The sequence below is a fragment of the Gordonia sp. w5E2 genome (assembly GCF_036540975.1).
GTDB lineage: Bacteria > Actinomycetota > Actinomycetes > Mycobacteriales > Mycobacteriaceae > Gordonia > Gordonia jacobaea.
In genome coordinates this window covers 3,927,209-3,940,194 of sequence record NZ_CP144213.1, presented here as the reverse complement: position 1 = coordinate 3,940,194, position 12,986 = coordinate 3,927,209, and the positions used below count along the sequence as shown (strand labels likewise).

The 12,986-nt window shown below is 63.2% G+C and carries 11 protein-coding genes; 10 read left to right on the top strand and 1 reads right to left on the bottom strand.

Translation table 11 applies throughout. The annotated features are described in order from the left end of the window. Positions 1–106: 106 nt before the first annotated feature. Positions 107–1,099 (bottom strand): GDP-mannose 4,6-dehydratase, encoded by a 993-nt coding sequence (locus tag RND64_RS17800; RefSeq protein WP_064865251.1) that lies wholly within the window; start codon positions 1,097–1,099, stop codon positions 107–109. 755 nt (positions 1,100–1,854) lie between these two features. On the opposite strand from RND64_RS17800, the gene RND64_RS17795 reads away from it, so the two are divergent. The 10 genes from RND64_RS17795 (at position 1,855) to RND64_RS17750 (ending at position 12,983) form a co-directional block, all read left to right on the top strand. Next, positions 1,855–2,967 (top strand): glycosyltransferase, encoded by a 1,113-nt coding sequence (locus RND64_RS17795; protein ID WP_331436209.1) that lies wholly within the window; start codon positions 1,855–1,857, stop codon positions 2,965–2,967. Continuing rightward, positions 2,964–3,950 (top strand): GDP-mannose 4,6-dehydratase, encoded by a 987-nt coding sequence (locus RND64_RS17790; RefSeq protein ID WP_331436208.1) that lies wholly within the window; start codon positions 2,964–2,966, stop codon positions 3,948–3,950. The genes RND64_RS17795 and RND64_RS17790 overlap by 4 nt, the downstream gene beginning before the upstream one ends. Beyond that, positions 3,947–4,600 carry an acyltransferase gene (locus RND64_RS17785; protein ID WP_331436207.1) on the top strand — a complete coding sequence of 218 codons (654 nt, stop codon included), beginning with the start codon at positions 3,947–3,949 and terminating at the stop codon, positions 4,598–4,600. Before RND64_RS17790 ends, RND64_RS17785 begins: the two co-directional genes overlap by 4 nt. Positions 4,601–4,628: 28 nt before the next feature. Then, on the top strand, positions 4,629–5,708 hold the full coding sequence (locus RND64_RS17780) for a glycosyltransferase (protein ID WP_331436206.1): 1,080 nt from the start codon (positions 4,629–4,631) through the stop codon (positions 5,706–5,708). Then, positions 5,705–6,970, top strand: a complete 1,266-nt coding sequence (locus tag RND64_RS17775; protein WP_331436205.1) for a hypothetical protein — start codon at positions 5,705–5,707, stop codon at positions 6,968–6,970. The genes RND64_RS17780 and RND64_RS17775 overlap by 4 nt, the downstream gene beginning before the upstream one ends. Continuing rightward, positions 6,958–8,085, top strand: coding sequence for a glycosyltransferase family 4 protein (locus tag RND64_RS17770; protein ID WP_331436204.1), 1,128 nt, complete (start codon positions 6,958–6,960; stop codon positions 8,083–8,085). Before RND64_RS17775 ends, RND64_RS17770 begins: the two co-directional genes overlap by 13 nt. A gap of 79 nt (positions 8,086–8,164) precedes the next feature. Then, positions 8,165–9,274 (top strand): cellulase family glycosylhydrolase, encoded by a 1,110-nt coding sequence (locus RND64_RS17765; RefSeq protein ID WP_331436203.1) that lies wholly within the window; start codon positions 8,165–8,167, stop codon positions 9,272–9,274. Continuing rightward, positions 9,271–10,863, top strand: a complete 1,593-nt coding sequence (locus RND64_RS17760; protein WP_331436202.1) for a cellulase family glycosylhydrolase — start codon at positions 9,271–9,273, stop codon at positions 10,861–10,863. The genes RND64_RS17765 and RND64_RS17760 overlap by 4 nt, the downstream gene beginning before the upstream one ends. Positions 10,864–10,871: 8 nt before the next feature. Further along, the gene (locus RND64_RS17755; protein ID WP_270484020.1) at positions 10,872–12,053 is read left to right on the top strand and encodes a lipase family protein; all 1,182 of its coding nucleotides are present in this window, start codon (positions 10,872–10,874) and stop codon (positions 12,051–12,053) included. Between the two features lie 12 nt (positions 12,054–12,065). Beyond that, entirely contained in the window at positions 12,066–12,983 is a 918-nt protein-coding gene (locus RND64_RS17750; RefSeq protein WP_331436201.1) for a sialate O-acetylesterase, read from the top strand. Positions 12,984–12,986 lie beyond the last annotated feature (3 nt).

Below are 12,986 nucleotides of genomic sequence, written 5' to 3'. Positions count from 1 at the left end.
CCCGAAACTACCCACGGAAACGCACAAGACCCGGGGAAGGGCTGCCTCCCCGGGTTTCTGCACTGGACGGAGCCGGATGGCGACCGAAGTGTCAGCCGACGAGGTGTCAGATGGCGACGGCGGGGCTGGGCGCCTCGATGGCGACGTCGGACTCCACCATCATCCGGACCAGTGACTTGAAGTCGACGCGAGGTTTCCAGCCGAGCTTCTCGTGTGCCTTGGTGGAGTCGCCGATGAGGAGATCGACCTCCGCGGGGCGGAAGAACTGGGGGTCGGTCTCGACGTAGCGCTCCCAGTCAGTGATGCCGACGGTCTCGAAAGCGACGTCGAGCAACTCGCGGATCGTGTGTGTCTCTCCGGTCGAGATGACGTAGTCGTCGGCCTCGTCCTGCTGGAGCATCCGCCACATGGCGTCGACGTAGTCTCCGGCGAAGCCCCAATCGCGCTTCGCGTCCAAGTTGCCCAGCACCAGCTTGTCCTGGAGGCCCAAGCTGATGCGCGCCACAGCCTGTGAGACCTTCCTGGTCACAAACTCGGGCCCGCGTCGCGGTGATTCGTGGTTGAACAGAATGCCCGAGCTCGCGTGCATGCCGTACGACTCGCGATAGTTGATCGTCATGTAGTGCCCGTAGACCTTGGCGACGCCGTACGGCGAGCGCGGCCAGAGGAGCGTCGACTCACGCTGGGGTACGTCTTGCACCTTGCCGAACATCTCGGAGCTCGACGCTTGGTAGAAGCGCACGTCCTTGCCGGAGTCGTCGGAGTAGAAGCGCACCGCCTCGAGCATGTTGAGAACACCGAGACCCGTTACCGCACTGGTCAATTCGGCGTTGTCCCAGGAGTACGCGACAAACGACACCGCGCCGAGGTTGTACACCTCGTCGGGCTGGGCCTTTGCCAGTGCCCTGATGAGGCTCGCCAGGTCGAGAAGGTTGCCGCTGAGGATCTTCACGTATGGGTGGCTGCGTCGCAGTGCCGGCAGCTTGGGGTTGTTCTGCCCACGGATCAGTCCGTAGACCTCGTAGCCCTTCTCGTGCAGCAACTCAGAGAGATAGAGCCCGTCCTGGCCGGTCACGCCCGTGATCAGTGCGGTTTTCAACGTGTGTTCACCTCAATGCTTGCCAGCAGCCGTAGCGATCCGGCGTCTGAAGGTTTGGACTAAGCAGGAGCAACAGGAGAGTCTGCATAGTGTGCGCGCTTGAATTACAACCGATTTTCGCCACCTCGGCAAGCGCAGTGGCAGTAGTCACAGGAGATGGCAAAACCGTATCAGGAAACCTGAAACATTCGCGACTATAGCGACGATATGGACTTAATGCCTAAGGCACGTTTCGTATGCTCAGGTGGGCCTGGGGTGGCGAATTCGTGAACTCAACCTCACAGAAAACTTGCGGTATCGGCGCCTGGGCTTTGTGTTTGGCTTGTAGCTCGCGACGTCGATCGGGCGCGCAACGCTCGGCGCGTCGCACCCAAGAAGTTTCCTCCCGTTCACCCAATGGAAACATGCGGTGAGCTGGTTCGACGCGTCGCGTGTGGACTTCATTTGCCGATGTCAGTGCCAAATAGTGACGGTGCGCACATGGCGGTAACGAACTCCATTCTCGTGCCGAATGGTGTGATAGACACGTGTAGATGGCCATAATGTCCGATTCGTTCGGCTGCGCGTGTCAAGCATTTTGGGCGCCGGGCTTTTATGGCGGAGCCGCTTGCTGGAGCGAATAGTCTCCACGACTGGGTTACGCTTGCGCGGTGTGTATCGGGAGATGGTCGGCGGTTTCAACGATGAAACCGTTCTGAACACTGTGTATTCCGCTCTTGAAGTCAACGTCCACGAATGGCGGTTTCTAAGAAATCATGCGCCTCGCAATAGCCCACGACTACCTCACGCAAAGGGGTGGCGCCGAGAAGGTTGTCTTGGCTCTGGCAAAAGCGTTCCCTGACGCGCCCATCTACACCACCCTCTTCGACGCGGATGGCACGTATCCGGAGTTTTCCTCCATGGATATCCGGCCGAGCTTCCTCAACCACGTTGGCCCGCTGCGTCGAAACCATCGAGCGGCACTCCTCGCGCTGCCGCCTGCGGCACGGTCGGTAAAGATCGACGCAGATGTCGTGATCGCGAGTTCCAGCGGCTGGGCACACGGATTTCAGACGACCGGGCGCAAGATCGTGTACTGCTATTCGCCTGCCCGATGGCTCTACCAGACCGATGCGTATCTCGGTGACGGGGCCGGACTGGCAAAGCGGGTGACGCTGGCACTCATGGCGTCGTCACTACGTCGCTGGGACCGTAGAGCAGCAGCGCAGTGCGATCAGTACCTCGCCATCTCACGCGCCGTCGCCGGCAGGATCAACGACGTGTACGGACTCGACGCGGCCGTACTGCCTGCGCCGGTCACACTCACCGCACTGCCGGATTCCGCGATGGAGACGGTCCGCGAGATCGAGCCACTTGTGCGAGAAGAGGATTCGTTCTACCTGTGCGTGTCTCGATTGTTGGCCTACAAGAATGTGGACAAGGTGCTCGATGCTTTCGCCGGTAGCGGACGCAAGCTCGTCGTAGTAGGTCGTGGACCTGAACGCGACGCGCTTGTGGCAAAGGACCTTCCGAATGTGACCTTTCTCCAAGACCTTTCGGACGCGCAGATGTCGTGGCTGTATCGACACTGCCGAGCAGTGGTTGCGGCGAGTCTCGAAGACTATGGACTCACGCCTCTCGAGGGCGCGATTTACGGAAAGCCCTGCGCTGTGCTGCGTTGGGGTGGCTTCTTGGACACCGTCGTCGAAGGTGTGACCGGCGTCTACTTCGACAATCCCGATCCGCGCTCGATTGCTCAGGCGGTGTCCGCGTTGGAAGAGATCGAATGGGATCCACGCGTGATCGCGAACCACACGTCCCAGTTCAGTGAAGAGATGTTCAGTTCGGAGATGCGGCACCACGTCGACAAGCTGGTGCAGTACGCATGAGTGCGTCAGCGCCGATAGCGCTCATCACGGGTGTCGAGGGCCAGGACGGCTGGTATCTGAGCCAGTTGCTGAAGTCCGAGGGATTCGAAGTGCACGGTACGGTTCACCGCGAGCCGAACATCGGGGACGAGACCGTTGAACAACTGATCGCGAACAGGGTGGGCGTCCACATCGCTGATGTGGTCGATGGCGACAGAATGCGAATGCTGTTCGACGCTGTGCGGCCCGATCACGTCTTTCACCTGGCGGGCGTGTCTTCGGTTGCGCGGTCGTGGGAAGACCCGGTTGGCACGACTCGCACCAACTCCATGGGCACTGCTGTTGCGGTTGCCGAGGCACTTCGGTTTCAGGAGGTGTCGGGTAAACCCGTCACGTTCGTAAACGCGTCGAGCGCAGAGGTGTTCGCGGGATCTGGCCGCGTTCCGATCGACGAGACGGCCCCGATCGCACCGATCACACCGTATGGCGCATCCAAGGCGCTCGGTCACACACTCTGTGTCGCCTATCGAGCCAAGGGGCTCGCGGCGTCGAATGTGATCTTGTTCAACCACGAATCGCCCAAGCGCCCCAACACCTTTGTGACCGGCCGGATCGCGGAAACAGTCGCGCGGATCGGTGCCGGAAGCCCCGAGACGCTCTCACTGGGCAACCTGAGCGCTCAGCGTGACTGGGGGTGGGCGCCCGACTATGTGGACGCGATGCGTCGGGTTGCACTTACCGGACGCGGCGAGGACTACGTGGTCGCTACCGGAACGCTGCATTCGGTCGCCGACTTCGTTGCCGCCGCCTTCGCTTCCGTCGGTATCGAGGATTGGGCAGAGCGAGTCGAGGTGGCAGACAACCTCGGGCGACCCAACGACGCCGCCGTGCTGGTCGGCGACTCGACGCGGTTGCGTACCGAGTTGAATTGGGCACCGACGCGGACCTTCGAACAAATCGTAGAGTCCATGGTCAATCACTACGCGCAGAAAGAGATGGCATGACGGTGGAAAGCGCCCGGCAGGATGAATCAACGGGTTCTGAGCAGAACGGCCCGACGATCACGCTGCCGCAGCGAGACGACTTCACGCCGCGCTACGACTTCAACGACATCAGCAAGTTGGGCAAGGCGCGCAACAGGATCGGCATCCTGCTCTACAACTCGTTGATCACGCACATCCCGTCGCACACTGTGCGACAGGGCTTTCTGCGAGCCTTCGGTGCGAAGATCGGGAAGGGGACGTCGATTCTCCGTGGCTGCCTCTTCTTCGACATCGACCAGGTGCGGATCGGTGACTACTGCTCCATCGGATTCCGATGCCTGTTCGACGCTCGATCGGGCATTCTGATCGGCGACAACGTGGTCATCGCGTCGGACACACAGATCATCGCCGGGCACCACGATCCCAACAGCCCCACCTTTGCGCCGATTCTCAATCCGGTGCGGATCGGCGACTACGTGTGGCTGGCAAGTCGGTCGACCGTGCTCGCGAACGTCGACATCGGCCGAGGCGCGGTGGTTGGTGCCTGCGCGCTGGTGACGAAGTCGGTGAACGACCTCGAGATGGTTGCCGGTGTGCCTGCGAAGGTTCGCTCTATGCGCGATCCCGATGCGTTGCAGTACCGGCCGTTTTATCGGCCGCTGCTGTACTGACGGTCGGACCGGAGAGGATGCCGCTGCTGTGAACGCAGGACTACGGGTGATCTATGTTGCGCCGGAGACGGCCGCGGGTGGCGTCGGCGCATTTGCTGATTTCTTGTTGCCTGCGATCCGTGACCTGGTCCCCGACGTCGTCGAGATCCGCCACGGTAAGCCGGGATCGGACACAGTCGGACAACTGCGCGCGCGTCGTGCACAGATCGTCGAGGCGATCGCCGGTGCGGGTGGTCGCGACGTGATCGTGCACAGCGAGCTGTCCGGCGGTTCCGTCGAATCCCTGTGGCCAACTGCGCGTCTGGGCGTGCGATCGACGGCCGTCGTACATGATCCGCCCAACCTGGTGTGGTGGCCGTTTCGGACGAAGTTTCTTGCGGACCGCAGGGTGCTCAACCACGGCCTGCATTTCGGTGCGCGCCCGGTGTCGCATCAGATCGAGAAGTACCTCGGCGCTCGACGTGAGTACTTTGCGCTCAGTGAGATCGGCGCTGAGTCGATTCGCGGTCGCTTCCCCGGGGCAACCGTGGCGCGGACCTACCACCCGACCACCACGAGCGTCGAACTGCCCGAGCCCTCGTTGCGTCCGCGTGCGGTGGGGCTCTTCGGGATTGTGTACCGAGGCAAGGGTTTTGAACATATTTCCCGAATCCGCGAGGTGCTGCCCGACGACATCGAGGTCCGCATCGCGGGCCGTGGAACGGAGTCGATTCCGTCGTCACCGGGCGTCACCGTCCTCGGCACGCTCGATGAGGACGAGCTCGCAGACTTCTTCGGCTCCATCCAGGCGCTGCTGATGCCGTATGGGCGACGCAGCCCGTACGGAATCGCATATCCGGCATCAGCTGTTGCGGCACAGAGCATTTCCCATCAAACGCCGTACATTTCGACCGATCACGGCGCGCTCGGTGAACTCGGCGCAGAGGGCGGAGCCATCGTCGTCCCCGGTGAAGCGGACGACCTCGCCGGCCTCATGGCTCAGCAGGCCACACAGTTGCTCGACGACCCGGCCCGAATCGGAACCCTCCACGATGAGCTCGTGCGCCTGTGCAAGGAACGCACGCCCAAGCAGATCGCGGAAGCGCTCGTGGAAACGTGGTCGCGGTGAGCCGGTTCGCGGCGGCTCGCGCTCTGGCACAGTCGCATTCGCATCTCACGAAGGCACTCGTCGCGGCGATGTGGACGTACGGCGGGCGTGGGATCGGACTGCTGTGGACGTTGATCCTGATCGCCAAGCTCGGCATCGGCGGATACGGGCAGTACGCCATGGCGTTCGCCCTCGCCGCCATCGCAGCAGCCCCCGTCGACAACCCGTTCAGTGTCCGCGCCATTCGCGAGAGTGAGTCCCGCTTCCTTTCGGAACGATCGGGCCGGGTTCTGGTCGGTCTGACGGCAATGGCCGCCGGAGTGGCGCTCATCCCGGTCAATTACCTCGCATGGTTCGCGTTGCTCGTCGGCGGCGGCGAGATCGTCTTCAACGCCTACAAGAGCCGTGCCTTCCGCGACGGCGACCCGCACCGCGTCATGCGGATGGATACGATCCGGCAAACGACCAGTATCGCGCTCGGTACGGGCTACCTCATGCTGGCTCCGCAGCCAAGCCTGGTCGGCGCCAGTTTGCTCTATGCCGCACCGTATCTGGTGATCGCCTGCGCCTCGATTCGGATGGTCTGGGGCGTCGCGCCGGAGGCTCCCGGCGCTCCGCGCATCATCGCGGTGCTGTTCACCGAACACCTTGCCAACGCGGTGTACATCCAGGGCGACATCCTGCTGTTGGGATTCCTCACGAACAGCGATGTGGCCGGCTACTACTCGGTGGCGAGCACATTCGCCTGGGCGGTCGCACAGATCGGTCAATCGTTCGGCGTGACCTACCACGAGAAGCTGCGAGCCGCAGGAGGACACGCATCCGCCGGGCCGCCCAAGAAGCACGTGTTGGTCGTGGCAACAGGGGCGTCACTCGTACTCCTGACTGTGGGCGTGGTGCTCCTGTTCACTCCGGTGGCCACCCAGCTGGCCGTGTCGATGATCGTGATGTCGGCGTTCGTGTTCCTGCGAGTGTTCAACTTCGTCTACACGACGCTGCTGTATCTCCAACGGCGCGACGCCGTGCGCACCATCTCGGCAGGCGCTGTCGCGCCGGTCAAACTCGGACTGGTGGCCGTCTTGGCGATGGCTGGGCTGGGTGCTGTCTCGGGCGCGATCGCGTCGGTCGTCGCCGACGCACTGTTGCTCGTGGTCCTCAGCCGGGCCTCTCGTTCTGGCCCACTGGAATCGGGCGACATCCCAGAGACGCCAGCGCCGGAACGTGGCGGTCGACATCGTCGTGAAGAGCTTGAAAACGAGAGGGGGGTGCTATGGAGCGGGTAACTTTTCTGCTCTCCAAGGATCCGACGACCGAGCATGGTGGCGACATCGCACTGTCGCGCATCTTGCTCGGGATCGCGTCCGAGCACTACGACGTCGAGGCAGTGTGTTTATCCGGGGAGACGGGCCCGGCTGAGGACCGCAGCGTTACGCGCGTGCCCAAGCCGCCCGTCAGTGCTCGCTCGCTGCTGGCTCGTAGCGCGCGGCGTATGCAGAGCCTCTGCCATGTGCGTTACGACGTCGAAGCGCTTGTCGCCGAGATCAACTCGCGCGAATCGGATGTCTTCATCGCCGAGCACAGCTATATGGCCGAGTCGTTTCTTCGCTCTCGGCATGCGGGCAAGACCCCGTTCGTGGTCAACACGGTGAACACCGAGTCGGAGGTCTGGAAGGCGACCCGCGGCTGGGTCGGACGTGTGGAGGCGCCACGAATACTGCGGGACGAGGTCCGTGTGGCGAGGGCTGCGGACGCCGTCGGAACCTACGATCGTGAAGAGGCCGAGTTCTATCGGGACCAGGGAGTTCCACTGGCGCGCTGGATCGACCTGACATTGCCGCCTGCGCCCCGATTGGATCTGACGAGCACCGCGAGGCGATTGGTGTTCATGGGAACGAGAGACTGGCCTCCCAATCAGGAAGCATTCCTCACAGCCCTGCGACTGTGGCCGAAGATCTCTGAGGGCATCAGCGACGCCGAACTGTGCATTATCGGGGCGAAGAAGCCGGGCGCTGCCGATCCGGAGTATCCGGACGGGGTTCGGGACCTCGGTTTCGTCGACGACCTACAGGAGTTCTTGGGTACGTGCCGCGCGCTGATAGCGCCGGTCTCGACCGGTGGCGGTGTGCGGGTCAAGATCCTCGAGGCCGCAGCCAAGGGCCTCCCCGTTGTGGGGACGTCGGCCGCGATCGGATCACTCGGGCCGGTGCTGGGCCTCGACCCGTGTGATTCTGACGACGAATTCATCGCCGAGTGTCGACGGTTTCTCCTGGAAACCGACTATTCGACGAAGAACGGGTCGGAACTGTATGAAAGGAATGCCTCGCGGTGGGACGCGGGCGTGCCGCAGGAGTCCGTGCTCGGTTTGATTGCTCGTAGCCCCGTGCCCGCAGGCAGATGAGATCATGGAATCACCATCATTCACGAACCCCTTACATTCACGAACCTCTCACATTCACGAACAAGGACTGGATATCGCAATGAAGGCGATCGAACGACGAGATCACGAAGGCCCTTCGGCGTCGAAGAAGGGGGGTGTCTCCCGTGTGGCCCCTCGCTGGGCACGGCCGATGATGGTGATAGCGCTCCTGGTCGCAGTTGTTGGTGCCCTCACGACCGCCACGTCCGGCCAAGCACACGCCTTCCCGCGAGCCGAGTTCGGCTTCAGCGAGGGCGGGTATTCGCTGAAGAGGTCGAATGCGCAGTTGGCTGCGACATACGACTCGGCATCGGAGTTGGGAGCTACGTGGTCGAGGATGGTCGCGTACTGGCCTGATATCGAGCCGTCGCCCGGAAAGTTCGATTGGTCCAACACCGACCGACTGGTAAATGGCGCCAAGGCGCGCGGATTCCGGGTCGACATCATTCTGCTCGGCGCGCCGACGTGGGCCGGCGGTAACGGGCTACCCGGCACTCCGCCCAATGCGGCCGCGTTCGGCAACTTCGCTGCGGCTGCGGCGCGTCATCTCGGCAACAGGGTCGATGCGTACGAGATCTGGAACGAGCCCAACCTCGTCAACATGTTCACTCCGGTCGATCCCGCGCGCTATGCGTCGCTACTGCGCGCGGCCTACCCGCGGATCAAGGCGATTGATCCTTCCTCGACTGTGCTCAGCGGTGGACTCGCGAGTACGACGGCGTTGAACCTCGGTGCATATACGACTCCACCCGTCGAGTTCCTCAGGCAGATGTATGCGGCGGGCGCGCGAGGCTTCATGGACGCTGTTGCCGATCACCCGTACACGTTCCCGTTCACCGCTGACCGGGACCCGAATGCGCGGTGGGCGCAGACTGCTCAGATGTACGACATCATGCGCGCCAACGGCGACGGTGGAAAGAAGATCTGGATCACCGAATTCGGTGCACCGACAGGTACCGGTAACGGTGCGGTGAGCGACGCAGCGCAAGGCGCGATCCTCACAAGTGCGCTGCGCGAAGGGGCGTCGAGGCCCTACATCGGTCCGATGTTCCTGCACTGCATCCAGGATCCGGGTTCCAACCCGTCCAACGTCGAAGACAACTTCGGTGTCACGCGTATCAACAACTCCAAGAAGCCGGCGTTCTGGGCGGTCAAATCCCAGATCCGGTGAGCCGGGTATCGCTCCCGCGTCACCTTCTCGTCGCACTCGCAGCGGTGGTCGCTGTCGTGAGCTCGGTGTCGTGTGGAGCGGTGCGGACGTCGAATCAGACGGACGGTTCGGAGAAGGTGCACGTGCAGGCGCCGCCGCCCACAAGGCCCGAAATGGCGTTCTCCGGAGGCGGACGGTTGCTGTGGGCATCCGACGACGAACTGCGGCGCTACGTCGCGATGGTTGTCGACTCCGGCGCTCGGATGGTGCGTTTGGATTTGTCCTGGCCCCTGCTGGAACCCGCTGAGGGAGTGTTCAATTGGGCTCCGTTGGATCGCGTGGTGAACGCTCTGAGGTCGAGCGGTATCGACGTGTTGGGCATCATCGACTACACGCCCGCATGGGCATCGGGGCACAGCGACCTGGTGACGTATCGCCCCAACACCGCGGCCGAGTACGGCGATTTCGCGGGAACCGTGGCGTCGCGCTACAAGGGACGAATCAAGGCGTACGAGATCTGGAACGAGCCAAACGGAACGCCCTATTTCCGTCCCGGACCGGACCCAGAGTTCTACACCTCGATGCTGCGGGCCGCCTATACCGCCATCAAGACGGAGGATTCGACGGCATTGGTGATCGGGGGTGCCGTGGGATTGGCGCCAGACACCGAGGTCAGCATGAATGCGCGAGTGTTCATCGATCGCATGTATCGGGCGGGCGCCGGAGGACACTTCGACGCGTTGTCGGTGCATCCCTACAGCTACCCCAACGGGCTGACGGTCAACGCGGACAACAGGGACTCGCTCGTGTCGATGCTCGCTGACATTCGTGCCGAGATGGTCGAGCGCGGCGACGGTGGCCAAAAGATATGGGCCACCGAGGTGGGATACCCCTCGGGGGGGCCGGGTGGCAGTGAATCGCGCCAGGCAGGCCTGATCACGGAGTTGGCAGCAGACTGGGCTCAACTGCCCTACGGCGGTCCGGTCTTCATTCACGAACTGGTGGATCGTGCGGTCTCGGACGTCGACAACGGGTCGACGACGGACTTCGGCTACACCACGGTTGCTGCGGAGACATCATACGGAGTCGTGCGCTCGGACTTCACGCCCAAACTCGCTTTCGCCAAGGTGAAATCGCTTGTCGCGCAGGACACGATCAGCAATCCGACGGTCGACCGGGTGCGCTCGGCCGCTGCGGAAGCCGCAAGCATGCTCGGCGAGGCGAGAACACCCGTGTATCAGACGACTTCGCGCAGAGGAATTGCCCAAACGGTGCAGCGGTACGCCTCGGGACGGGTGATCTGTGGGTCAGCGGGCTGCTACGCGGTGCCTGCCGTCCTGGTCGACTACGTTGCGCTCCTGGGTTACCCGCCGTCAGGCGCGTTCACCGGCACAACGCAGGACATCGATTCGCCCGGCGGCACAAGGGTGTTCTACAAACCCCGAACCGGAGTCCACTCGCTGTCGGGCGAGATGCTGAAGGCTTGGTTGCCCGACGTGGGGTATCCGATTGCCGAGCAGCAGGTCATCGACGGCGAGACAATCGTGCAGTGCGAGAACGGTTCCATTGTGTACAGGCCCGGAGGTGAAGCGGTGGTGAGGTTTTCGTGAGGAAATGGGTGCGCAACCTTCTCATCGCGGTGGTGGTGCTCATGGCCGTGTTCGGGCTGCTCATAGTGGTGGCAATCGCGCGGCCCCTTCTTCATCGTGGAAGCAACGATCTGGGAATCCACCAGACCGTCGACGCTCCCGGCGCGGTCATCTCGGCGCGCGAGGTCTTCGATATTCCGCTCAGGCTGAAACTCGCCAAAGTCCATGCCGTGCACGTTCTCTACGCCTCGCGTGATGCCTCCGGCGTGATCCAGCGGGTATCCGGGACCGTGTTCAAACCAGACGGCGCCGCCCCGGCCGGGGGCTGGCCGATCATCGCGTTCGGCCATGGGACAAGCGGAATCAATCAGCCGTGCGCGCCGTCGAGCAGCTCGGGTATGGATGGCGCCGCGGCGCTTGCGCTGGGCCTGACAAGTGCGAAATACGCTGTGGCAGTACCTGATTACCAGGGGCTCGGAGCGCCGGGCGTGCACCCGTACCTCGACAACGTCACCGAGGGGCACAATGTGATCGACTCGGTGCGTGCATTGCGCACGGTGTTCCCGGAATCGTCGAAGCGGTGGGCGGCATACGGCGGATCACAGGGAGGCGGTGCGGTGTGGGGGGCGGCAGATGCAGCGCCATCGTATGCGCCGGAACTCGACCTGCTCGGAGCGTCGGCGCTTGTACCTGCGGCAGACCTCACCGGGCTCGTCGACAAGGCGCTCGCCGGGACCCTCACCCGCGACCAACAGCTTGTGCTGCAATGGATCGTCGAATCCCGAGCGCGTATGGACCCGAACTTCCATCGCGACGACTTCCGCAAGGGTGCAGCTGTCGAGGGCTGGAACACGTTGTCGGCGTGCGACAGGTCGCTCGCCAAACGGCGAGACGAGATCGCCAAGAACCTCGGACCGCACGATATCGGTCCGCAGAATCCGGCTGCGGCACAACAGTTGCGCGATGTACTGGCTGCATACGCGCTGCCGAAGAACCGTTCCGCGGCACCGCTGCAGATCACCTACGGGACGGCCGACACCTTCATCGACGTCGCATGGACCGACGCCGCCATCCGGCGCGGGTGTGAGTTGGGAGATACGATCACCATCGATCGGCAGCCGGGCAAGGGGCACGGAGACATCAACGGCGATGCTGTGATCCCTTGGCTGCTCGACCGATTCGCCGGAAAGCCGGCCCCCAACAACTGTTGATCGGATGAGACCGTGCAGGAACCGAACACAGCCACACCCGCATTCGATCTGACGCCGGGTTCACCCGATCAGTTGGCGCGTCACGGCGATTCCGGTCGACGAGAACAGGCGGTGCGCCGAGCCAAGGACAAGGTGCTGCGGCTGCTGGCGGCCGGCGAGCCTGCGCCACAGGTCGACTCCCCGTATCTGGTGGTCCCGATTCTCGGCCAGTCGAATGCGGTGGGCGACAACGAAGTCCAGCCGGATGACATGTCGCCGGGAACGCTGCCCGTACACCAATGGCCGGGGTGCGGAAGACGTAAGGGACAGATTCTGCTTGCCACAGACCCGCTACTGCATGAGATGCCCGCGCGCGGCGTCGGTTTCGGTCGGTCGTTCGGCGAACGCTTGGCCGCCGACACCGGTCGGCCGGTGCTGCTCGTTCCGTGCGGGCGTGGTGACACGTCGTTCTATCCCAAGAACGGCTACAGCTGGGACCCTGCTGATACGTCGGCGCGGGTCAACCTGTTCACGTTCGCGGTGACGCAGATAGAAGGCGCACTGGCGGCGGCGGGGCCATCCGCCCGGGTAGCTGCGTTTCTCTGGCACCAGGGCGAGTCCGACGTCCCGCTGCTGGCGCCCGATGCCTATCGAGCGCGACTCGAGTCCGTTGTCACCGGGCTCCGGTCTCGCTTCGGCGATGCTCCATTCGTCCTCGGCCAGATGGTTCCCGAGGAGATCGAGAGTCGACGCGCCGAGTATGCGGGCATCGACGACGTGCACAGGACCCTGCCACGGACAGTCGACAGCTGCGCTTTTGTGCCGGGACCCACCGGGATGGGCAAGTCGCCGACCGAGATCATTCACTACAGCCGCGCCGGTCAGCGGGAACTGGGTGACCGAATGTATGCAGCGTATGCCGAGCTGTCGTCGATGGGAGAGTCTCGCTGAAAA